This window comes from Paenibacillus sp. FSL H3-0469 (assembly GCF_038051945.1).
In the GTDB taxonomy this organism is placed as follows: Bacteria; Bacillota; Bacilli; order Paenibacillales; family Paenibacillaceae; genus Paenibacillus_AQ.
Map to the genome: position 1 here is coordinate 3,210,843 of NZ_CP150302.1, position 22,680 is coordinate 3,233,522.

21 protein-coding genes are annotated in these 22,680 nt (G+C 53.6%); 7 read left to right on the top strand and 14 right to left on the bottom strand.

Translation table 11 applies throughout. The annotated features are described in order from the left end of the window. Positions 1-27: 27 nt before the first annotated feature. The 4 genes from NSS83_RS13870 to NSS83_RS13885 all read right to left on the bottom strand — a co-directional run bounded on the left by NSS83_RS13870 (position 28) and on the right by NSS83_RS13885 (position 5,007). On the bottom strand, positions 28-1,470 hold the full coding sequence (locus NSS83_RS13870) for a glycoside hydrolase family 32 protein (protein ID WP_341184006.1): 1,443 nt from the start codon (positions 1,468-1,470) through the stop codon (positions 28-30). Between the two features lie 67 nt (positions 1,471-1,537). Beyond that, on the bottom strand, positions 1,538-3,157 hold the full coding sequence (locus NSS83_RS13875) for an extracellular solute-binding protein (RefSeq protein WP_341184005.1): 1,620 nt from the start codon (positions 3,155-3,157) through the stop codon (positions 1,538-1,540). Between the two features lie 17 nt (positions 3,158-3,174). Continuing rightward, on the bottom strand, positions 3,175-4,056 hold the full coding sequence (locus NSS83_RS13880; protein ID WP_341184004.1) for a carbohydrate ABC transporter permease: 882 nt from the start codon (positions 4,054-4,056) through the stop codon (positions 3,175-3,177). Positions 4,057-4,068: 12 nt separating this feature from the next. Then, positions 4,069-5,007 (bottom strand): ABC transporter permease subunit, encoded by a 939-nt coding sequence (locus tag NSS83_RS13885; protein WP_341185212.1) that lies wholly within the window; start codon positions 5,005-5,007, stop codon positions 4,069-4,071. Positions 5,008-5,340: 333 nt separating this feature from the next. On the opposite strand from NSS83_RS13885, the gene NSS83_RS13890 reads away from it, so the two are divergent. The 3 genes from NSS83_RS13890 (at position 5,341) to NSS83_RS13900 (ending at position 8,326) form a co-directional block, all read left to right on the top strand. Next, positions 5,341-6,381, top strand: coding sequence for a LacI family DNA-binding transcriptional regulator (locus tag NSS83_RS13890; RefSeq protein WP_341184003.1), 1,041 nt, complete (start codon positions 5,341-5,343; stop codon positions 6,379-6,381). 20 nt (positions 6,382-6,401) lie between these two features. Next, on the top strand, positions 6,402-7,370 hold the full coding sequence (locus NSS83_RS13895; protein WP_341184002.1) for a carbohydrate kinase: 969 nt from the start codon (positions 6,402-6,404) through the stop codon (positions 7,368-7,370). A gap of 257 nt (positions 7,371-7,627) precedes the next feature. Then, on the top strand, positions 7,628-8,326 hold the full coding sequence (locus tag NSS83_RS13900; protein ID WP_341184001.1) for a DUF6710 family protein: 699 nt from the start codon (positions 7,628-7,630) through the stop codon (positions 8,324-8,326). 5 nt (positions 8,327-8,331) lie between these two features. Here the strand turns inward: NSS83_RS13900 and NSS83_RS13905 are convergent, their stop codons facing one another. The 6 genes from NSS83_RS13905 to NSS83_RS13930 form a co-directional block, all read right to left on the bottom strand. Then, positions 8,332-10,410, bottom strand: a complete 2,079-nt coding sequence (locus tag NSS83_RS13905) for an ABC transporter permease (RefSeq protein ID WP_341348445.1) — start codon at positions 10,408-10,410, stop codon at positions 8,332-8,334. After that, positions 10,407-11,045, bottom strand: coding sequence for an ABC transporter ATP-binding protein (locus NSS83_RS13910; RefSeq protein ID WP_341348446.1), 639 nt, complete (start codon positions 11,043-11,045; stop codon positions 10,407-10,409). The genes NSS83_RS13905 and NSS83_RS13910 overlap by 4 nt, the downstream gene beginning before the upstream one ends. After that, complete coding sequence (locus tag NSS83_RS13915) at positions 11,009-11,164, bottom strand: hypothetical protein (RefSeq protein ID WP_341348447.1); 156 nt, start codon at positions 11,162-11,164, stop codon at positions 11,009-11,011. The genes NSS83_RS13910 and NSS83_RS13915 overlap by 37 nt, the downstream gene beginning before the upstream one ends. A gap of 130 nt (positions 11,165-11,294) precedes the next feature. Continuing rightward, positions 11,295-12,278 carry a sensor histidine kinase gene (locus NSS83_RS13920; RefSeq protein ID WP_341183998.1) on the bottom strand — a complete coding sequence of 328 codons (984 nt, stop codon included), beginning with the start codon at positions 12,276-12,278 and terminating at the stop codon, positions 11,295-11,297. Further along, a complete protein-coding gene (locus NSS83_RS13925) occupies positions 12,253-12,933 on the bottom strand; it encodes a response regulator transcription factor (RefSeq protein ID WP_341183997.1) in 681 nt (226 codons plus the stop codon). Before NSS83_RS13925 ends, NSS83_RS13920 begins: the two co-directional genes overlap by 26 nt. 1 nt (position 12,934) lies before the next feature. Then, positions 12,935-13,906, bottom strand: coding sequence for a LacI family DNA-binding transcriptional regulator (locus NSS83_RS13930; protein WP_341348448.1), 972 nt, complete (start codon positions 13,904-13,906; stop codon positions 12,935-12,937). A gap of 139 nt (positions 13,907-14,045) precedes the next feature. Between NSS83_RS13930 and NSS83_RS13935 the strand changes: the two genes are divergently transcribed. From NSS83_RS13935 to NSS83_RS13950, 4 genes are all read left to right on the top strand, one after another. After that, positions 14,046-15,467: a glycoside hydrolase family 1 protein gene (locus NSS83_RS13935; protein WP_341348449.1), complete on the top strand. Its 1,422-nt coding sequence runs from the start codon at positions 14,046-14,048 to the stop codon at positions 15,465-15,467. Between the two features lie 575 nt (positions 15,468-16,042). Beyond that, positions 16,043-17,515 (top strand): hypothetical protein, encoded by a 1,473-nt coding sequence (locus NSS83_RS13940; RefSeq protein ID WP_341348450.1) that lies wholly within the window; start codon positions 16,043-16,045, stop codon positions 17,513-17,515. 14 nt (positions 17,516-17,529) lie between these two features. Next, positions 17,530-18,216, top strand: a complete 687-nt coding sequence (locus NSS83_RS13945) for a response regulator transcription factor (RefSeq protein WP_341348451.1) — start codon at positions 17,530-17,532, stop codon at positions 18,214-18,216. A 2-nt stretch (positions 18,217-18,218) separates the two neighbouring features. Then, the gene (locus NSS83_RS13950; protein ID WP_341348452.1) at positions 18,219-19,637 is read left to right on the top strand and encodes a HAMP domain-containing sensor histidine kinase; all 1,419 of its coding nucleotides are present in this window, start codon (positions 18,219-18,221) and stop codon (positions 19,635-19,637) included. A 23-nt stretch (positions 19,638-19,660) separates the two neighbouring features. Here the strand turns inward: NSS83_RS13950 and NSS83_RS13955 are convergent, their stop codons facing one another. The 4 genes from NSS83_RS13955 to NSS83_RS13970 form a co-directional block, all read right to left on the bottom strand. After that, the gene (locus NSS83_RS13955; protein WP_341183991.1) at positions 19,661-20,134 is read right to left on the bottom strand and encodes an OsmC family protein; all 474 of its coding nucleotides are present in this window, start codon (positions 20,132-20,134) and stop codon (positions 19,661-19,663) included. Between the two features lie 64 nt (positions 20,135-20,198). Next, positions 20,199-20,900, bottom strand: a complete 702-nt coding sequence (locus NSS83_RS13960) for a metallophosphoesterase (protein WP_341348453.1) — start codon at positions 20,898-20,900, stop codon at positions 20,199-20,201. A gap of 129 nt (positions 20,901-21,029) precedes the next feature. Beyond that, positions 21,030-21,827 (bottom strand): dihydrodipicolinate synthase family protein, encoded by a 798-nt coding sequence (locus NSS83_RS13965; RefSeq protein WP_341348454.1) that lies wholly within the window; start codon positions 21,825-21,827, stop codon positions 21,030-21,032. Between the two features lie 29 nt (positions 21,828-21,856). Beyond that, the gene (locus NSS83_RS13970; protein WP_341183988.1) at positions 21,857-22,603 is read right to left on the bottom strand and encodes a type 1 glutamine amidotransferase; all 747 of its coding nucleotides are present in this window, start codon (positions 22,601-22,603) and stop codon (positions 21,857-21,859) included. Positions 22,604-22,680 lie beyond the last annotated feature (77 nt).

The window sequence follows — 22,680 nt, forward strand, 5'->3', positions numbered from 1 at the left end:
TTGTCCGGGCTTCATCCTATTGACTATTTATTCCATGAAAGACAAGCGTCCATCCCGCAGCCGTACACTGCCGCCCTTAGCATAGAAACTTAGGCCGGAGCAGATGCCTCCGGGGAAGATCAGGCTGGTGATGGCGGTGAGGCCGTCATTTGCGAATACCTCCACCGAACAGGCATCCAGCAGGATACGCAGGTTCTTCAGGCTGCCCATACCCTCCGTGCTCTGGAGATCGGGGAATATCTCGGAGAAGCCGGTCTCGCCGGACTGATCTCTGCGCAGAGTAAGAGTGCCGCCGGCAGCAGAGTAGACAAGTTCGGTATACTCGGTAGCGGTATGATGAATAATAAGACCGAATTCTTCAGCTTCGTTGTCCGCAAGCTCAAGCCGCAGCTCCAGGGCTGAATCCTTGCACTTGATATCCTGGCGCTCGCCCGGTATCAGCAGCATCTCCGGCAATGTCCCGGACTCTGCCGCAAAGTAACGGTCTAGCTCCGCTACCGGCTGCTGGCGGATCAAGGTGCGGCCTTCTGCCTCATGCAGCGTCAGTACCCGCGGAATCGTCATTGCTCCGCGCCAGCCCTGGCTTGGAATCTGATTGGCATAGCGCCAGTTGTTCATCCAGCCGATGAAGATCCGCCGCCCGTCCGCTGCCGGAATACCCGAGAAGCTGACCCCGGCATAATTGTCTTTGCCATAATCCAGCCAGCGGATATCGCCATGCTCCGGCGTGAAGACAGAGCCGTCGAACCCGCCGACGAAATATTGCGTCCGCGAGCCGTATCTCGCCCCGCTGTTATCACCGATGCTGACCAGCAGCACCCACTTGCTGTCTCCTGTCCCCTCCACCGGGAGCTGGAACAGATCCGGGCATTCCCATACGGCATCATGAGAGCCTGCGCCCTCGCCGAACTCACTCTCCAGGCTCCACTCCCGCAGATTCAGGGAGGAGTAGAACGTGATCGTCTGATCCGTCGCCAGCACCATAATCCATTTCCCGTGAACTTCGGACCAGAATACCTTCGGATCACGGAAGTCCGCCTTGGAAGGATGCGCCAGCACCGGGTTTCCTGCATATTTGCTCCAGGTCCGGCCATTATCATGGCTGTAGGCCAAGCTCTGTCTCTGCACGGAAGGCGACGTCTCCGTAGGCTCCAGATGGCTCGTATAGATCGCAACGATACCCGGCTTCTCGGGGAACAGTCCGCTGGTATTGTTCCAGTCTACGACTGCGCTGCCGGAGAACGCATAGCCGTGTTCGTCCGGATACAGCGCAATGTCCAGCTCCTCCCAGGCAATCAAGTCTTTACTGACGGCATGGCCCCAGTGCATCGGCCCCCAGATGGAGGAATGCGGATGATACTGATAGAACAGATGATATTCGCCTTCAAAATAAACCAGCCCATTCGGATCATTCAGCCAATGCTGCCCCGGCGTAAAATGCAGCGCCGGCCTGTGTTTGGTTCTCCCCATAATTTCCACTCCATTACCACCTTTATCTGTTTATATGTTGAGCCCTGTGCAGCAGCCCATTTAAGCCTCAGCCTTTGTTCTTAAGGTAGCTGTCATATCCTCTTTGCTTGATCTCCAGCCATTTATCCAGCCCGAGTCTGGACAGCTCTGCCTGATAATCCTTCCATTCCGCTTCCACTTTCCCGGTCTTGGTCCACTCCGCACGCTTGCGGTTGACATAAGCGAACAGGTCGGTCTCAATGGCGGTCAATTCCTTCTGGTCCTCCAGCGAATAGAAGACACGCGGGAAGTTGTTGTCGGCCTTCATATAAGGAACCAGCTTCTCCTTCATGAGGTCCAGACGCCAAGCGGCATCATCAGGCTTCGTGGTCACCTTACCGTAGTATTCATCCAGGATCGCGAGCGGTCCGCCGATGCTGGTCTTCTGGCGCAATTCAACCGGAGCCGCGCCTTCCAGCGGGAGATGCTTCAGCATTTTGGCCGATTCATCGTATTCAAAAATATTCTGCTGCGTCTCATCCCCATACGTTCCCCAGTTATCTTCAACCGACTGCTGCGGCTCATAGAGCTGGTCAATCCACTTGGCGGTAAGCTCCAGATTCTTATTCGATCCGGTAATCACCATCCGTCCACGGTCAAATCCGAAGTTGTTCGTGCGGGCCACATTGACCTCTCCAGTGGGTCCGGCAAGCGGCTGCATCAGATCGTATTTATCGTTGAAGCCGGTAATATTGGCTTTATCCCACTGGAAGTAGAGGCCGTAGCGTTCACTCTGCCCTTTGGCCAGATACGTATTGTAGTCCTGTTCGAACGCCTCTTCGTCAATCAGATTCAGCGCGTATAGCTCATTCAGATACTTGATGCCCTCTTTGTATCCGTCCTGGCCCGCAGTGAATACTACCTTGCCGTCATTGGTAACCACGGTGTGGTCGCCGTTATCTCCCAGGCCGAACGAGCCGAACAGGAAGTTCATATCCTCATTGCCGTTATTCAGCACAAAAGACAGCGGAATCTCATCCTTCTGGCCGTTCCCGTTCGGATCATCATTCTTGAAGGCGACCAGCACCTTCTTCAGTTCCTCCGTCGTAGTTGGCATAGCCAGTCCGAGCTTCTTCAGCCACTCCACATTGATCCACGGCATCCCGTTGACCGAATGAATGCTCTCCTTGCCGGAGCCCAGCTCCTCTATCCAAGGAAAAGCATAGATATGCCCGTCCTGCGCGGTCATCATTGATTTGTACTCCGGCGCGGCGGCCAGCACCTTCTGCAGATTCGGCATGTATTTCTCAATCAGCTCCTCCAGCGGAACGATTGTCCCGTCCTTGCCCAGGGTCAGCAGATCGTAGTCCGAGTAGGCGGCATCGATAATCGCATCCGGCAGGTCGCCGCTGGCTACCGCCAGGTTTCTTTTCTCAATAAAAGCGTCGTTCGTGTAATTGGTGAAATCGATGTGCACACCAGACTTCTCCTCCAGCCGCTTGTAGATCAGCTTCTCGTTCGGGTCGGCAGGCGCCAGCGCGGAGCTCTGGGACATGAAGTGCAGCGATACCTTCTCTTTAAGCGGCAGCGTCACATTCTCCAGCTTGTAATCCTCGGAGGCCGAGGAATTGCTGTTTCCTCCGCCGCAGCCCGCAAGCACGGAAGCCGAGAGTGCCAGCACAGACAGGGTTTGCAATGATTTTTTCATATAAATTCCCCCTAGTATTATTTAATGGAGCCGACCATGGCACCCTTCTCGAAGTACTTCTGGAAGAACGGGTACATCACGATCAGCGGCAGGCTGGAGATAACGATGGATGAGTACTTGATCATTTCAGACAGCTTCTTCAGCTCCGCCTGGGCCAGTGCATCGGCAATCATGCCGGGCTGCACCTGATTCTGAATCAGGATCGAACGCAGCACCAATTGCAATGGGAACAGCCGCGAATCGTCCAGATAAATCATGGCATCGAAGTAAGAGTTCCACTGTCCCACGAAGGCATACAAGGCCAGCACGAAGATAATGGGCTTCGACAGCGGCAGCACAATCCGGAAGAAAATGCCCAGATCAGAGGCCCCGTCGATACTCGCCGCCTGAAACAGCTCTTTGGGCAGGCCCTGGAAATAGGTCTTCGCCAGAATAATATTGAACACGCTGATCGCCCCCGGCAGAATGACCGCCCACACCGTATTCAGCATCCCGAGATCCTTCACGACCAGATAAGTCGGAATCAGACCGCCGCCGAAGAACATCGTAATCAGGAAGAAGATCATCACCGGCCGCTTCCCGGCCAGCCCCTCAATGGACAGCGGATACGCCGCGAAGACGGAGAAGAAGACCGTAGCCAGCGCGAAGGCGGCAGAGTAGAACAAGGCGTTGAAGAAGCCGCGGATCATCGCGTCGTTGCTGAGAATTTTGACGTAACCTGTAATCGTCCAGTCCGACGGCGCAATAGCCAGCCCCTTGGTAATGAGCACATTCGGGGTTAAGAAGGAGGCCAGCACGACATACACCAGCGGAAACAGAATGACCAGAATGAACAGACCGAGCAATATATACGTGATAACAACCAGAATCCGGTCCTTCCCGGAATATTGAATATCCATACTTACCTCCTTTTAATACAGTCCTTCCCCTTCGTTCAGCCGCTTGACAACCGTATTGACGAAGACCAGCAGGATTACGTTAATGACCGAATTGAATAATCCGATAGCGGTGGAATAGGCATAATCGCCTGCCTGCAGACCCACCTTGTAGACATAGGTCGCAATAATCTCCGAGGTCGGGGTATTGAGCGCCGTCTGCATCAGGAAAGCCTTCTCATATCCGATCGACATGATGCCGCCTGCGGCAAGGATGAACAGCACGGCCATCACCGGCCTGAGCGCGGGCAGATCGATATGGCGGATGCGCTTCAGCAGGGAAGCCCCGTCAATCGTTGCCGCATCATGAAGCTGCGGATCGACACCCGCCAACGTAGCCACATAGATAATCGAGGACCAGCCTGCCGTCTGCCAGATGCCTGACAGAATATACACGGACCGGAAGTAAGCAGGATCACTCATGAAGGACACCGGCTTCCCTGTAAAAGCAGTAATGAGCGCGTTCACCACCCCTGTCGGCGACAGAAAGACAAACAGCATCCCTGCCACAACCACGACCGAAATAAAGTTAGGCGCATACACAATCAGCTGGATGTTCTTCTTCAGCTTCGCGCTGCGGATCAGGTTCAGCATAAGCGCCAGCACAATCGGCACCGGAAAACCAAGAATCAGCCCGTAGGCGCTTAATTTAAGCGTGTTCATTAAAATATCGTAGAAATTCGGCGAGGTGAGAAACCGCTGGAAGTGCTCGAAACCCACCCATGCGCTGCCCATGATGCCCTTGCGCGGGCTGAAATCCTTGAATGCAATCATCGCGCCGTACATCGGAACGTATTTGAATATAACCGTGAGAATTACAGCTGGAGCCAAGAATAAATACAGGATATAATTCCGGCGCATGTAGCTTAGCCACGACCTGTGCTTGGTGAGGCTTGTTCTCCCGGGTTGAGCCATCGGATTTGCCAATCTTCTTCCCCCTTCTTATTTTTGCATTCGCCCCTAATGAATAGGTTTACATTTTTACATTTGACCATGTTTTGCATTTACAATTTATCAGAGAATCTGGCAAGAAGTCAATGCATTTTGTGCAAAAAAATAAATAAATTCGTGCATTATACGGTGCAAATGTAACAAATACATATAAAACAAGCACTAATCCGTTACTTTTCACTTGAATATGTAAATCATATTTGTGCATTTGTAAAATTTCGTTGTCAATTTTGCTGATATGCTATATATTAGGTAACAGAGACAACAAATATGGGGAAATAAAGGTGGAACACAGTGATGAAGAAAGCCAAGGTCACCATTCAAGACATTGCCGATGCCCTGGGAATCTCCAGAAACACGGCCTCCAAGGCATTGAACGGCGCAGAGAGCGTTCCTCCCGAGACCCGGGAGAAGGTACTCAGCAAGGCCGCCGAGCTTAAATATAAACAATTCTCTTATATGGAGACCGCAGGCAGCAGCTCCGATCAGCAGGGCAATATCGCCCTCCTGACCAGCAACCTGCCTAACAGCTCCCACTTCGGCTCCCAGCTGCTCAGCGGACTGGAGAAGCGCATCAGTACAGAGGGCTACACCCTGTCCATTTATTTTGTCCGGGAGAACGATATTAACGCCATGGCTCTGCCCGGTAATTTCGAGCCTTCTAATGTTGACGGGATTATCTGTATTGAAATGTTCAACAAGGAGTACAGCGGACTGATTACCGGTCTCGGCATTCCGACGATCTTCATCGACTGCGCGGCGGACATTGTCTACCCTGAGCTGAAGGCGGACCTGCTGCTTATGGAGAATGAACACAGCGTGTATGCGATGACCCGTAAGCTGATGGACCACGGTGTGCAGAGCTTCGGATTCGTCGGCGATTACAACCATTGCCGCAGCTTCCATGAACGGTGGACAGGCTTCAACAGAGCGCTCTCTGCAGCCGGTATCCCGCTGATTCCCGAATCCTGCATTGTCGGCCAGGACAAGGATTACCTGCTGGAGGCGGACTGGATGGACCAGCAGCTGGAGGCGCTCGGCCAGTGGCCCTCCGCCTTCATCTGTGCGAATGACTTCATTGCCATCAGCGTGATGAAATCGCTTAAGAACAGAGGGGTCAAGGTACCGGAGCAGGTAGCGGTCTGCGGCTTCGATGACGCTTCGGAATCGCGGGTCATCGAGCCTCATCTCTCGACCGTACATATCTACAGCAGCCATATGGGGATTGTCTCGGCAGAGATGCTGCTCTCCAGAATCAAGGACCCGGCCCGGCCGTATCAGGTGACGCATGTCGCCACTGACGTTCTATTCAGAGACTCTACTCCCGTACCGAACTAATTCCGCAGGAGGTTACTATCGTGCAATCCAAGAATACAGTCCTTTGCGTGGGCGAGCTGCTCATCGATTTCTTCTGCACCGAGGCGGACGTCAGCCTGACTGAAGGCCGGCATTTCGCCAAGCAGGCCGGCGGGGCACCGGCGAACGTAAGTGCAGCCATCGCCCGGCTCGGGGGACGCTCCGCCTTCCTCGGCAAGGTCGGAGCCGATCCCTTCGGCCTCTTCCTGAAGCAGACGCTGGAAGAACAGCACGTAGACACCTCGATGCTGCTGCTTGATCCCGCAGCACCGACCACGCTGGCCTTCGTCTCGCGTTCAGCAAACGGAGAGCGCGACTTCGTGTTCCACCGTGGGGCTGACCGGCTGCTAAGGCTGGAGGAGCTTGACCGGGCAGCTATCCGGGAGACTTCCATGATTCATTTCGGGTCGGCGACTGCCCTGCTGGCCGAGCCCTTCCGCGAAGTGTATATAACGATGATGGATGAAGCGAAGACGAATGGGCATTTCATCTCCTTCGACCCTAATTACCGGGGCGACCTGTGGACCGGGCGACAGGATGAATTCATCGCGCTGTCCAGAGGCGGTATCTCCAAGGCCGATCTGGTGAAGGTCAGCGACGAGGAGCTGCAGATTATTACTGGCGAAGCGGACCGCGATGCCGCCCTTGATCTGCTGCATGAATGGGGAGCGGGAACCGTTGCCGTGACTCTGGGCAAAGACGGCACCCTGATCTCCTCCCCGGATTCCCGCATGCTGATTCCGAGCATTACCGTAGAGTCCATCGATTCCACCGGTGCCGGCGATGCTTTTATCGGGGCTCTGCTCTGCCGGATCAGCCAGCTGGCGCATCCGGCAGACTTTACCCGCAGCGCAGAGCAGCAGAGGGACTTCGTTACCTTCGCCAACCGGGTGGGGGCCATTGTCTGCACCAAGATCGGGGCGATTGCTGCGCTGCCGACACTGGACGAGGTGCGGGCTTTTGCCGGGTAAGCTGCAGAGCGTGATAGTATAGGCATCAAGTCCTGATGCCTGAGTAGTGCAAAAGGTGTTCCTTAGCCGTCTGATTGCAGACGGCCAGGGAACACCTTTTTGTATAGGGAGCTTTATTGCTGCCAGAACCGATGACGGAGAACCGCTGTGGAGCCGCTGCTGAACCAATCATTACCTGCTGTTTTCATCACAGACACAGGAGCGTGGCACGTAATATGATAAGCACAATATCATACGACTGAAGGAGCAGCTTGTGCATGAAAATGAAACAAGAATTCGATCATCTCATGGCGTTTGCCAAGGATTTAATTAATGAGAATCTCGGCTTTTATTACGATATTAATTATGGTTACTTCCAGCCGGAGACCCACCCGATTATAGACTTCATCCGGCTGATCGGCAGACGTATCCAGAGCCAGCTCATGCTGATGCCCGCGCTCTACGGGGAGGTCGATCAGCTGGAGCGGATGTTCTCGGACAACCTCTTCTTTGATGAATGGGCCGAGGTTACGCTCGACGGACGGAGCTTCCACTTCCTGATGCGGCAGATCGACAATAGCAGCAGAATCATCAACCTGGCACGTGACCTCGTCTTCCCCTCCCCCTGGATTCCCCGCAAGCTGCGCGACAGTCTGATCCGCATCGGTGAAGGTACTCTGAACGGAAGCTGGCGGCAGGATAAGGATCATCAGGTTACCTTGTGGCTTCCGATGGGCATCTCCTTCGTTGAAGGCTCAGGACATCATTCCATCACGGCGGGGATCGCCAAGGGTGAAGGGGAGCTCTACCCTACCTCGGTCTATGACATCAGTCTCATCTACGATCACGTATATACCGACGGCAAGTACTACTACAGAACGCATGACCGTTCGATCATCTCCGAGGTTCATTTCGTGGAATGCGCCGCCATCTTTGAGATCGGCCGGATTATGGCGGAGCAGAAGATTATTTTCTGAGGGACCTACAGCATCCCCAGCTCAGCGAAATACTTTCTGCGGCTGGTGAAATAGAAGGCGGTCTGCATGATGAAGAATATACCCGCTATGAGAGAGGCCCGGCCAAGCGGTCCTGCAAGCCCGTAGGTGCCGCTGAGCAGCACGAAGAAATAGTACAGCCCCAACCCAAGACCGCCTGCAGCCGGCAGCATAAAGACGATGGCCAACTCCTTGGAGACGAGCTGGCGCAGCTCCTTCGGGGTTACCCCCAGCCGTTTCAGCGAGACCATGGTTTCCTTCTGCACATCCATCTCGGACCATACTTTGTGATACAGCACCAGACCGGCAGCAATCATGAACAAAGCTCCGAGGAACATAATGATGAAGAATTTGGCTCCGTTTGCCTCCAGCTCACGGGTGAGCAGCTCCCCGCGGAAGACCGGCTGCAGCTCCTCATGCTCTGCCCGCGTCCGGTCCCCGGCATTATGATTCGGCTGGTCAGGTGTCGTCCAGTAAGTCGCATCATAACCGTTGCGTATCCGCAGGTTGTCCACCAGTGCCGCCAAGCCGGCATCACTAAGGTCGCCGCTGAGCAGGTGGACCTTCTTCACCTGACCAGCCTGAGCGGCGAGCGCCGCTGCCTTGAGCCGTTCAAAGACAGTGTCGTCCACAACCATGGCTTCCCCGAAAGCGGAGGAAGCCGTTTCAACCGAATTAATAAACGGTTCCGTGACCTCAACGATATCATCAGCATGATATTCCTGAATCACAGCGCCCTGCATAGCCCGCAGCAGCGGCTCCTTTTCTCCGCCCGCCTCCCGTATCTTCTTCTCCGCTTGTTCCGGCGTTATCGTTGCCAGAATCGTATCCGGTATATTAACTTTCTTATGCACCTGGCGCACCCTGGCATTCAGCGACTGTGTCTCCCCAAGCTCATAGGCTGTTCCGAGCAGCCGGTTGAATGCGCTCTCCCCGATGACCATCGACTGTGTATCCCACAGCTCCCAGGCCCCTTTATCCTGCCGGAATTCGGGTATTGCCACGTACTCAAGCGTCTCATTTCGTTCCAGCCTGTCCCCGCTGCCCTTGAACAATGCTGCGATTTCTTCTTCCCCGATGACATTGACCGGACCACTCTCTACGAAGAGAACATCATAGGGGGTGTTCCGCTGAATAGTTTCCCTGGTTGTGGCGTACATGGTATATGTTAATCCGATGAAGAACATGGCCCCGGCAATCAGCAGAGTGACGATGTACAGCGTAGTTGTATAGGAAGCCATGCGGTGACTTAAGTTCGCCATGACCAACAGGTTGTTATTATAAAGCCGTCTGAACCGCTTCATAACCGACTTGGCGGTGCTCACTCCCGTGCCGATCATTACATAAGGACAGACCATAGTAAGTACGATGAAGACCACGCAGAGTGCAGTGCTTCGGCCAAACCCGTTGCTCAGCAAGGTTGCCGGCAGCATGACTGCAGAGACAGCAAATATGATCAGCGCAAGCAGGCCCCATCCCGGGCTGTGTTCACCGGCTTCCCGGACATGAGCCGACTTCAGAATCCGCACAACCGGCATTTTACGGATATAGATGAGGTTGAATCCGGCATTTAGAAGGGCAATAACCAGGAAGATCCCGCTCCCTAGGAGCAGACTGCCCGCACTAAGCCCGAACTGCAGCTTGTTCTCCGGCAGAATCTGATTGATGCCCATATAAAATAGCTTGCCGAACACCACACCAGACACCAGTCCGCTAACCAGAGAGACGGCGGCGACGCCCAGATTTTCCAGCAAGAGCAGCTTCGACAGGTCTCTGGTCGTCATGCCGAGCGTGATGTACGTACCGAATTCCCTGCCCCTGTATTTCAGGAAAGAAAAGTTGCTGTAGGTAACAAACACTACCGAGAACAGCACAACTCCGATCAGGGAGAGACGCACAATATCATAGAGTGTGGAATCCCCTACCTGACGCAGAATATCGGGATTATAGAGCAGGCTGCCGAACATGAACAGAATGGCGACAATTAGCGTATTTACGAAATAGAGAGAGACATATTTTTTAACGTTGAACAGGAAGTTCTTGCGGATAATGGCGCGGAACGTCATAACGGCTTCCCTCCGAGCACACTTTGCGCCTCCAGAATTTTATCGAAGAACGGCTTCCGCTCTCCGGCCGTCCGGATCTCGAATTCAAGCTGCCCGTCCCTGATAAAAATCACCCTCCGGCAAAATGACGCCGCAAACGGATCATGCGTCACCATCAAAATGGTGCTTCCCAGCCGTTCATTGAGAGAGGTCAGCATCTCCATCAGTTGATGGGCGGATCGGGAGTCCAGATTCCCCGTAGGCTCATCCGCCAGAATCACCGCCGGATCATTCACTACCGCCCGGGCGGCTGCGGCTCTCTGCTTCTGCCCGCCGGAGAGATGGTAAGGGTACTTGTCCTTCAGCTCCGCAATGCTGAGCAGCGCCATCAGCGGACCCAGCCTGTGCTCAATCTCCTCCGGGCTTCGGCGGTCCAGAATCAGCGGCAGCGAGATATTCTCCTGAAGGGTCAGACTGTCCAGCAGGTTGAAATCCTGAAACACATAACCGAGCCGCTCCCGCCTGAATAGAGCCATCTGATCGTTCGACAGCTTCGTAATGTCCTGCCCGTCAATGATGACTTCGCCGGAGGTAGCCCGGTCTATGCCGGACAGAATATTCAGCAGAGTGGTTTTGCCGCTGCCGCTGGGTCCCATAATCCCGACGAAATCTCCCTGTTCCACAGCGAAGCTGAGCGAATCGAGAGCGGAGACTCCCGTACCGCCTTGAAGGCGTTATGCACTTTGACTAGCTGATTAATGGTGATGACATCCATTTTTCGTATCCTCCCCTTTACAATCTTATGTTCTAAATAAAGTATAAAGGGGAGCCCCCGGTGCTTGAATGCATTTACCTTTCAGAAGCTTACATTTACGTAAGGTGAATCGTATGTACCCTATACAGTCTTATATTGTGGGGAAAGTAAAGGTGAACTCCGTCCCTATCCCCCGCTTCGAATCCAGCTTGACGGTATGGCCAAGCTTGTCTGCGGTATACTTCACCATGTAGAGGCCGATACCGGTAGCAGAGCGGTACTTCCTTCCATTCTTGCCTGTAAAAAAGGGCTCAAACACCCGCGGCACATCCTCAGGGTCTATGCCTATGCCTTCGTCCCTCACGGTAAGCAACGTTCCGCCCTCCTTGACCAGACCGGTTACAGTTACCGTCCCGCCCTTCAGACTATACTTCACGGCGTTGCTGAGGACCTGCTCCAGCATGAAGCTGCACCATTTCTCATCCGTATAGACCTCCAGATGCTCGTCCACAGCAATCTTCGGATACACTCCCGAATAGATAAACTCCCGTTTGTGCGCATTGACCGATTTCGTCACCACCCTGTGCAGGTTCACCTTCTCCGGTCTGTAATCGCGCGGGAACTCCTCCAGCCGCAGCATATTCAGGCACTCCTCCAGGCTCCGCGTCAGCTTCCCGTTCTCTTCCCGGATATCCTGCAGGGCCTCTTCAGACCCGCTCTCCGCCGCCAGATCAATGACGGACACCGAGACCTTCATATTGTGAATCCACTGGGAGAACAAGCGGTTCCGCTCCTTGGCCGAGCTGCCGAGCCGGTAGATCCGTTTGTTATACTCCTCATGAATTTCATTGATAGTGCCAAAAATAAGCCTGTCCGCCACATCCGCAGCATTGATCTCAAGATGCGGGCTGAGCCGTGAATCGGCAAGCTTATCCGTGAATTTGTACAACCGCAGGACAGCAACGGACAGATAGACCACAAGCAGAAACAAGCTTACACCGAGCGGATACAGAATATCATCCACACCATAAAAAACATAAGAAAACAGGATAAGAATCACTGTATTCAGGAGATAGAGCAGAACCATGCCTTTTTTGAGCTGCAGCAGTTCAAAGGTCTGCGTGATCCAAGACATAACCCACTCCCCTTTTGGTCGTAATCAACTGATGGAGCCCGTACTGGCTCAGCTTCTTTTTGATCCGGGTAATATTGACGGTTAGGGTATTGTCATCCACGAAGGTCTGCTCATCCCACAGTGCCTCCAGCAGCTCTTCCCGCGAGAGAATGCCGCCGGCATTCTTCATGAACATCTGCATCAGCAGGAATTCATTCTTGCTTAGCTCAATAACCTGCTCCTTATACTCCAGCTTCATCGTATCGGTATGCAGCTTAAGTCCGCCAACTGTACACGCATTGTGTTCTTCCCGACGGTAGGCCCGGCGCAACACTGCGTTGATCTTGGCGAGCAGAATGCCGATCTTGAAGGGCTTGGTCACATAATCATCCGCCCCGTATTCCATCCCGCGGATCTGTTCACTCTCATCGCTGCGTGCGGAGAGGATGATAATCGGCACCTGCATGGTTTTGCGCAGCACCTTCAGGTAATAGAAGCCGTCGAGGGTCGGCAGATTAATGTCCAGCAGAATCAGCTGCGGCCTGCTTCTCTCCGCCTGTTCGATAATCCGGCTGAAATCACTCACCGTATCCACCGCGAAATGATACGCCAGCAGGTATTCCTGAATGTACTTCTGCAGCTTCAGGTCATCCTCGATAATCAGTATTTTATCCATCTTACGTCGTCTCCCTCGGCACCAGCTGAAACCCCAGCGGCTCCTGCTCTGCCTCTATCCCCTTCAGCTTGCCGAGAATCAGATGCAGCGCGTTCTGTGCCTGGGCGGCAATCGGATTATTAATTGAGGTGATCCCCAGCGTATGGGCGAGCTCCGTGTTGTCGAAGCCGACCACTGCCAGCTCCTCCGGCACCTTCACCTTCAGTCTGCGGGCTTCGCTCAGTACCCCTGCCGCGACCATATCATTGGCGCAGAGGATGGCGTTCGGATGCCCCCCGGGACTCATCAGCAGCCTGCGGATCAGCTCCTCGCCCTGCCGGATGGAGTGAATGCCCGTCTGCGACCATTCCGGGTTCACCTCCAGCTGATAGCTGCGGGCAGCATCCCGGTACGCCTGTATCCGCCCGGAGGTATTCATGCTGGTTGGCCGGCCCCAGGCATTGGCAATCCGCGTATAACCCTTTTCAATCAGATGTTCAAGCCCGAGCATATATCCGTCATATTGATTCATGGCTACACTCTGAATCTCAGGAAGCTCCATCCGCTGCCAGGAGACAATCGGCCCGTATTTGCAAAAGGAGCCCAGGAGCGTCTGATCGTTAACGCAGGTACTGATGACCAGCGCATCGACTCTTTTGCGCCGCATATCCTCGAAGGCTTGCAGCTCTTTGGCCGGATCTCCCCCGGAGGTATAGATAATCGTCTGATATCCGTGCCGGCTCGCAGTCTCCACGAAGCTGTTCAGAAAAGGCAGCATCACCTCGTTGATCCCCTCCGTCACCATCCCGATCTGCATGGTCTCCCCTCTGGACAAGGAGATGGCATTGCCGTTCGGCACATAGTCCAGCTCTTCCATGATCTTCAGGATGATCTCCCGCGTTGCCTGGCTCACATGGGGAGAACGATTCAGTACTCTCGATACCGTAGCTTTGGAGAATCCCGACAGTTTAGCGATTTGATCCAGATTCGACATGATGGCTCTCCTTACATATTTTTTCATCTTTATAATAATACTTGACATGTAACGCGTTACAACATTTAGCATGGAATTATAGGACCTATGAACAGCTTACCATATCTGAATCCATAACTAATAAAAGGCGGGATTATCGATGAATACACCATTTCCTGAAGGCTTCCTGTGGGGCGGCGCAGTTGCTGCGAACCAGCTCGAAGGCGCATACAACGAGGACGGCAAAGGCCTGTCCACCCAGGACGTAGCTCCGCAAGGAATCAAGGGCCCCATCACCGAGGTGCCTACCGAAGATAATATGAAGCTGGTCGGCATCGACTTTTACCACCGGTACAAGGAAGATATCAAGCTTTTTGCCGAAATGGGCTTCAAGGTCTTCCGCACCTCGATCGCCTGGTCCCGGATCTTCCCGAACGGTGACGAGCTGGAGCCTAATGAGCAAGGCCTGCAATTCTACGACGACCTGTTCGATGAATGTCACAAATACGGCATCGAGCCGCTCGTGACCCTCTCCCACTACGAAACTCCGCTGCACTTGTCCAAGCAGTATGACGGCTGGGTGAACCGGCAATTAGTCGACTTCTATGAACGGTATGCCAGAACGGTATTCACCCGCTACAAGAATAAAGTGAAGTATTGGCTGACCTTCAACGAGATCAACTCCATCCTGCACGAGCCGTTCATGAGCGGCGGGATCTATACACCGAAGGAGCAGCTCAGCAAGCAGGATCTGTATCAGGCCATTCATCACGAGCTGGTCGCAAGTGCCACAGCAGTCAAAATCGGACATGAGATCAATCCGCAGGCCCAGATCGGCTGCATGATCCTAAGCATGCCAACGTATCCGCTAACGCCTAACCCGGACGATGTCATTGCGGCTATGAAGTCTGAGCATATGAACTACTTCTTCGGGGATGTACATGCGAGAGGTGTATACCCTGGATATATGAAACGTTACTTCAGAGAGAACGGCATTGAGATCCACATGGAGCCTGGAGATGCGGACATCCTCAAGCATACCGTTGACTTTATCTCATTCAGCTACTATGTGAGCATCTGTGAGACTGGAGACCCCAGCAAACGCACACAGGAAGGCAACCTGTTCAGCGGTGCGGCCAATCCATACCTGAAGGCCTCCGAATGGGGCTGGCAGATTGACCCGCAGGGTCTGCGCTATGTGCTCAATATGTTCTATGACCGTTACCAGAAGCCGCTGTTTATTGTGGAGAATGGACTCGGGGCCAAGGATGAGCTGATTACCGGCGAAGACGGCCTGCCGACCGTTAATGACGACTACCGGATTGAATATCTGAATGACCATCTGGTGCAGGTAGGCGAAGCCTTGGAGGATGGTGTTGAGATTATGGGCTACACTTCATGGGGCTGCATTGACCTGGTCAGCGCCTCCACCGCACAGCTCAGTAAGCGCTATGGCTTCATCTACGTAGACCGCCACGACGATAATACCGGAACCCTGGAGCGCTACCGTAAGAAGTCGTTCCACTGGTACAAGGATGTTATTGCTACCAATGGACAGAGCCTGCGGCGCTCAGGCGAATAGAATAGCCCACAATACAGGTTGTCCCGAAAAGTCTTAAAAAGGCTGATTGGGACAGCCTTTTTTGCATATGGGAAGATAACATCTTGCGTTCTTCATGGCTTCAGATACAGGCTGCAAGGCCCATTCCGCCCAGCCTGGATTAGACTGTAGGAATGGTAGCGACAGCGGCCCATTCCGCCGGTCTTTGCCTGCCCCTCCCCCGATAACTGAAGATATCAATTTCAGTTGAATACGCCATTAACAAAAAGCGGGAAGGAGCGGAGGGGAAATTTGGAACTGTAGGAGCGATAGCGTCCGCCTTTGTATACGGATTTCAACCGCAAACAGCGGCTTGAATCAAGAAATCTGTATACAACAGCGGCCGAAAGTCCAAATGTTCACCGCAGTCGACGAGTTTAAGCTTTGCGTTTCTGTCATTTCATCTCATATTTCATCTCATATTCCATCTCATATTCCATCTCATATCCCATCTCATATTTATATCTTCACTTATCCCCCTTTACCATTTTGAAACTAATTGCCCGAAAGGTTAAGATATACTAGCCACAGATGAATCCTAAGGAGCGTAACTTGTAATGAACAAATATACCTTCGGCCTCAGCAGCCTCTTATTCTTAAGCCTGATCGCTTCCGGCTGTGGCACCATGAAGACGCCGAGCGATCTGCTTCAAGCCCCGTCACAGGGGAATAGCGACGGCAATCTTACCGGAATCGTCCGCTCTTTTCTACCGGCCAACGCGCATTTAACGGTACCCATCCACTCGGAATCCGGCAGTGCGATTCAATTACAGGACCTGGACAAGGACGGGCAGGAAGAACTCCTGGCCTTCTACAAGACAGACAAAACCGATTACGAAATCAACACCCTCCTCCTCTCACAGCAGAACGGCAATTGGACCAAGCTGGCTAACCTTACCGGGGTCGGCAGCGAATTGAATGAAGTGTCCTTCACAGATGTTACCGGTGACGGAGCGGAGGAACTGCTGCTCGGATACGGCGGCGGGGAGGGATTAAGCAAAGAGCTGGCAGTCTATAGCCTAAGCAGCGGCCAGCTGACCGAACTGCTCAAGCAGCCTTACGACCAGCTGGTCCTTGGCGACCTGACCGGGAGCGGGCATACGGACATTGCCTTGCTTCAGAGCACCTACACCACGGATAACATACGTGAGACCCATCTTCTATTACTCCGGCTCAAGGACGGTACGCTGCAGACCTTATCCGACCAGAAGCTGGACGGTAATGTGATCGAAGCCCAGTTCGGCAAGGCGTCCCCTACACAGGATGCAATCGTCATCGATGCCGCCATTGGCGCACATGCTTCCTATACTTCATTGCTAACTTGGGAAAAAGACAGATTTACTGATATACTGGCAACAGATGATTATCAGCGCACCGCGCTCGCTGCCAGCAAGGATCTGGTGCTGTCTCCGCCGGCTGTCTCTCCTGATCTGCTTGGCAGCAGCAGTATTGCAGTTAAGGACTACCCGCAGTCCAGCCTGGATGTGAACAATGACGGGATCTTGGAGTTCGGCTTCCTGGTACCGCCTGCCGGTACGGAGGGCATGGCTCCCTTGGCGACCCCATTCATCACCAAATATTATCAGTGGGACGGACAGTCCGGCCTGACCTTCGTGCAGGAGCAGTTCGACCGCTGGGGCTTCAACTTCCGTATTCCCAAGTCTTGGGCGGGCCAGACCCTGCTGGAAGTTCCGGGAGAATCACCGCAGCCCTGGGAGAAGCTCCAGTTCAGCTACAAGAATGCCGGATCTGCTGTGAAGGCTCCGCTGCTGGAGCTTCGCCTGCTGACGAAGAAGGCCTGGGCTGCCGCAGAGGTCCAGCTGAAGGCTGAGAATAGAGAGTATAAGCTGCTGTATGAGCAAGGGAACTCTAACAATGACACGGAGCCTACCCTGTTCGTTGCCGTAATGCCCGCAGCGGATGCCGCCGGCAAGCTGCAGGGGGCCGATCTGCAGAATTATAATCAGCTGAAGCTGACACTGGATGAAGTCGTTCAGCTGGCCGGCACCCCCCAGAAGCCCCGGCAATAAAAGGAGAGCTGTTCATGAAAGTGCTGATACTGGAAGATGAGAAGCCGATCCGTGATCTGCTGTGCATCAACCTTAAGCGGGCAGGCTTCGAGATCGCGGAAGCTTCTACCGGTGAAGAGGCGCTGAGCATTGCCCGGGAGCAGAGGGATTTCGACATCGCGATTCTCGACCTGATGCTGCCCGGACTCAGCGGGTTCGAGGTGTGTACCCTTCTGCGTGCACAGTTCCCCCGGCTGGGAATCATTATGCTCACGGCCAAAAGCCAGGAAATCGACAAGGTCATGGGCCTGGAATCCGGCGCAGACGACTACGTAGTCAAGCCCTTCAGTCCGGTAGAGCTGGTTGCCCGGGTGCGCTCGCTCTACCGCCGGATGTATCCGGGTGAGGCGCTGCCGCAGGAGAACCTTATTGAGCTTCCGCCTTTTACTCTGATGCTGGATGAACGGAAATTATTGAAGGACGGGCAGGATATCCCGCTGACCCCTACCGAGTTTATGATCGTCAAGCTGCTGATGGAGCAGCCGAACAAGGCTATGAACCGGGACGATATTCTGACAGCCGTATGGGGGCAGTACTTCATGGGTGATCTTAAGATTGTTGATGTGAATATCAGCCGAATCCGCCAGAAGATCGGACAGGAGTCCTCCGGGCCGCAGTTCCTCGAGACGGTATGGGGATTCGGATATATTTGGAGGGGCTAAGAGTGCTGAAGGGAATCAGGTCCAGACTTATCGTCTATATTACCCTCATGCTGCTCCTAATCGTGCTGCTGCTGGAGGGGGTATTCATTGCCGCTGTTCACTATTATTATCTGGGCAGCGCGATGGAGACATTGAATACAAGGGCCACGACTTCAGCGACCTTTTTCAATAAGTATCTGGAGAGCTATAGCTTGAATGAGCGGGCGCGTTATATTCTGGAGAATATTTCCTCTGAGGAGAGCAGTAAGGTGGAAGTGCTAAGCCCGGCCGGGCAGGTGGTCATTAATTCCTTCGGCTTCTCCAGTACAGAGCAGGTGAATACCCCTGATGTGAGAGCAGCTCTGACCAGCGGCAAAGGAAGCTTTCAGAGCATCAAGCCGGTGAACGGGGAACGAATTATGGCAGTTTCTATTGCGCTGAAGGAGTCGGGGAGTACGATCGGCTTGCTGCGTTACTCAGTCTCGGCAGAGCCTTTATATAACGTTATTCTCAAAATTGCGCTGAATGCAGCCATCGTCGGGCTGCTCGTCATTGGGTTCGGCTTCATGCTCAGCCTGATTATCGCCAAACGGATCGTAGGGCCGATCCAGCAACTGACCGGGGTCGCCAAGGAAATGGCCACCGGTAATTTTGCCGTCCGGGCAGAGAGACGCTATGACGATGAAGTCGGTACCCTTGCGGTAACGCTGAATTATATGTCAGAGGAAATTCTGAAGAGCGAGAAGCTCAAATATGATTTCATCTCCTCCGTCACCCATGAGCTGCGGACCCCGCTGACCTCTATCAAAGGCTGGGGCGAGACACTGCTGGTCGGTGATTTGTCGGACAGGCAGGAGACACTCCAGGGTCTTGAGGTCATGACCGGAGAGACAGACCGGCTGATCGGCCTGGTCGAGGATCTGCTCGATTTCTCCAAGTTCCAGGCCGGAGAGATCCGCATGGTACGCCAGCCATATGATCTCAGAGGCCTGCTGGAGGATCTGCTGCTGCAGTTCAGATACCGGGGGCAGACGAAGCAGATCCGCCTCTACGCCGACCTTCCCGATCAGCCGCTGCCGGTGGACGGTGATTTTAACCGGTTGAAGCAGGTGTTTGTCAATTTGCTGGATAACGCGTTCAAGTTCACCCCTGCGGAGGGTGAGATCCGCCTTACCGCAGTGCTGGAAGGCGAGCGGATAACCGTCACCGTTGCTGACAACGGCGAAGGCATCGAGGCTGCGGATCTGGCGCAGCTTGGCACCAAATTCTTCAAAGGCCGCTCCCGTCAATCCGGCAGCGGCCTGGGCCTCGCCATCTGCAAAGAGATTATCGAGCTGCATGACGGACAACTGCGGATCGAGAGCGAATTCACTAAGGGAACCACGGTAATTGTAGAGCTGCCGCGCTACGAGGTGGAGCAGCATTTTACCTCACCAGTGTAGCTCTAGCTCTGTATTCCGCTGTGCTATGACTCTATCCGGGCTTGTCCGTTCCCGTGCGCGATTTCTACTACTGGCTGAGTCTCAATAGAGACGTTCCCGGCCACAGCTCTGGAGATCATACAGGAGGCTTCAGCCTTATGTGCCAGCCGCTCTGCCAGTTTGAGCTGCGCCGGTGTCGCATCAGCCTGAAGCACAATGCTAGGCTTATGCAGGATCCGCTCGTACGTGAACACATTATTCGTGACATCTACTGTTGCCTCAGATGCCAGGGTCAGCCCCTCTGGAACAATCTCCGAACGCTCCAGCATCGCAGCCAGGGTAATCAGATAACAGGTCGCTGCTGCGCCCAGCAGCATCTCATCGGGATTCGTGCCGGTTCCCGGTCCGCCCATCTCCTGCGGAATCGATATGACCGTCCGCAGTCCGCCTGCATCGATATGCCCTTCGCTGTTCCTCCCTCCATTCCATACCGCCTTCAGGTGAAAAGGATGCTTCATCTCAGTCCGTCCTTTCTTTTCTCCATATCAAATAAGTGCTATTGTCTTTGTGTCACTCCCGAAGCTAGATACGTCCGATCCGTCTGGTCTCCAGCCGCTGGTCTGCCTGTCTATACACATGGCAAGTCATCTCCGTCAGATTCACCAGTCCCAGCGACCTTTCTTCAAGTATCGGGTAGGTATTAGATCCCAGATCGCAGTTCATCCTGGCGCCATCACCATAGATCCGTTCAACCGGCGTATGCCCATGAATCACCGGCCTGCCCTTCGTTAAGGCAAGCAGTGCTTCACGCGGCTGGCGGTAGAACTCATATTCTGTCATCCATAGAATCTCCCGGTTCTGCTCCTCCAGAGGCTGCCCTGTATACAGTCCGGCATGTGTATACACATATTCATCATCCTCGAAGTACAACGGCAAAGAATAGGCCCACTCCATCAGCTCCTGCCGTTGATCCGCGTCGGGATAAGCCTGTTTCAGACCCGCTAACGTCTCGCGTCCGCCGTGACTCAGCCAGAGCTTGTCACCGCTGATTATATAATCCCCCATCATTTCTTCATGATTGCCAATCAGCGCATGGACCTGGCCCGGATGCCGCTCTGTAAGCTGCTTAAGGTAACCAAGCACTCCAGCCGAGTCCTTCCCCCGGTTGATCATATCTCCGCCGATGACCAGCTGGTCTTTTCCCCAGTCCAATCCAGACTGCCGGAGCAGCAGCTCCAGCCCCTTTTGATCCCCATGGATGTCCGTTATGAAGAATTTGCGCATGAACTCCCTCCTTAACGGTTAATCTCAGCTTCCTCAGATTCTCAGGCTGAAGCTGTCCCTCTCCAATAACTCTATACCCGCAGGCTCCTTAATCAGCCGTTCCAAAGCATTCCACCGTCATTGTGAGCATCACAAAAGAGGCGCTCGGCAGATCCCCGCATGAATACCTAAGCTGTTGTAATGCTGCTTGATGTTAATCAGAGCATGGCCGCTGAACACCCGGGAGACCCTCTCTTCGATGGGACCAGCCTCCACCTGCTCCTGCCGCAGCAGCCGCTCCACCGCGGCCTTGATCTCCATGGGATATATATTTCCGGCCACACTGGAGAGACCATTGCAAGGGCCTGAGGTGAAATTCTCCACAAGCTTCATATCCCCCGCGGCAAAAAGAATGAATTCCTCCGGGGACTCCACCCCCACATGCCGCTGCAAATCGCCTGTTTCCTTGTAGCCGACAATATTGGGATGGCGGCGGATTAACGTATATAGCGACTCCGGTGTCAGATCGAATCCGGTTCTTCCCGGATTATTATAGAGGGCAACAGGCTTAGCCGTATGACTAAGCAACTCCTCCACATAAGCGATTGCCTGCTGCTGCGTAGGCCGTATATATGGCGGGAAGCCAATCATGATGGCATCCATCACCGATGTCTCCAGCGCCTGAACCAGCATTACCGCGTCTCGGGTTCTAATGGCAGAAGCCCCGAAGACCAGCTCTATCCCTTGGAAGCGCTGCTGATTGAAGTATTCAATGATCTCCAGTCTCTCTCCGATACTCATCGAATGCTGCTCACCCGTGCTTCCTGAGATAAGCAGCGATTCGATACCGTTCTGCTTCTGGTAGGCGACAATCGCTTCGAATCCTTCTACATTCAGACCTTCATCGCTATGAAAAGGCGTAGGTATCGCTACATTTAATCTTTTCATATTACACTCCTTACTGTTAGTAGCCGTACTTAAGAAGTTCTGGACAAATGCTTCTCTTCCATCGCATCCAGGAGTATGAACAGCAGGGTATTAGACGCTATTATTCGCTCCGCCTGATCTGTCATGTCGGACGGTGCTTGAATGTACTCACCAGGCTCCAGCTCTCCGGCACAATTGGTAATGATTTTGCGGATGCTGGATTCATTAACCTCCAAATGGAACTGCAGCCCGACTACATAATCCTCATATTCAAAACACTGCTGGGCACAGCCCAGGCTGGAAGCAAGCCTTCTCGCTCCGGCAGGCAGACTGAAGGTGTCTCCATGCCAGTGAAACGGCACCCATTGCTCTGGGAATCCTTGGAAAAAGGCAGAGGTCTGCGCATCTCCGGTCAGTCTGACAGGGAACCAGCCAATTTCCTTCCACTTGTTGGGGTAGACCTCGCCGCCGATTTGTTCAGCAATAAGCTGGGCCCCCAGACAGATACCCAGCGTCAGCTTGTGCGATTGGATCCCTTCTTTAATGAAAGCTTTCTCTGCCGTCATCCAAGAGTATAGTGCCTCATCATATACACCCATCGGGCCGCCCATCACCACGAGCATATCGAAATCCCGGATGGCAGGCAGAGCCTGACTCTCATACAGCCGTGTTGTGGTTAGCGCATGCCCCTTGACCTCTGCCCAACCTGCAATTTCCTCCGCCGCTTCGAACGGAACATGCTGCAAGCAATGAATTCTCATGCACTCCACCCGCTTTACATTTTTTTGTACGATCATCTTCTATCTCCAATGTAACAAAAAATCCTGATGAATCAAGAAATACTTGATCATCAGGACAAATTCAGTTCTATAGC